This window comes from Vibrio sp. Y176 (assembly GCF_033438945.1).
In genome coordinates this window covers 1-572 of sequence record NZ_JAWOQS010000904.1, presented here as the reverse complement: position 1 = coordinate 572, position 572 = coordinate 1, and the positions used below count along the sequence as shown (strand labels likewise).

The following is a 572-nucleotide window of genomic DNA, read 5'->3' as shown; positions in this document are numbered from 1 at the left end:
ACGAAGCAGGATCGCGTTTTTCTCCTCACCTTCACCCTTACGGAGAAGAAATTTTTGTGCTCGATGGTGTCTTCTCTGACGAAAATGGCGACTATCCAGCAGGTTCTTATCTTCGTAACCCACCCGGCAGTCAGCACGCGCCGTTTAGCGAGAAAGGTTGTGTCATTTTGGTCAAGCTCAATCAATTTGATCCGAACGATCTTAAAACTGTTCGAATCAATACTCGAGAAACAGAATGGTTGCCTGGCATTGGCGGACTACAAGTGATGCCTTTACATGATTTTAAGCACGAGCACGTTGCGTTGGTGAAGTGGCCCAAAGGAGAAAAGTTTCAACCTCACAGACACTTTGGTGGAGAAGAAGTTTTTGTGTTGTCTGGCGAGTTTAGGGATGAGCTAGGTATATACCCAACACATACTTGGTTGCGCTCGCCTCACATGAGTGAGCACTTCCCTTTTGTAGAAGAAGAAACGGTGATTTGGGTGAAAACAGGACATTTGCCGCTCGGAAGTTGAATGGAAATACGAAACTTTAAGGACATAACAAACAAGTAAATCGGCTCGTTAATACGA

The 572-nt window shown here is 45.1% G+C and carries 1 protein-coding gene; it reads left to right on the top strand.

Translation table 11 applies throughout. The features are described from left to right. Nucleotides 1-515 (top strand): cupin domain-containing protein (locus R7O13_RS29335; RefSeq protein ID WP_318305520.1); only part of this gene is annotated, 515 nt, incomplete at its 5' end. Nucleotides 516-572: the final 57 nt, after the last annotated feature.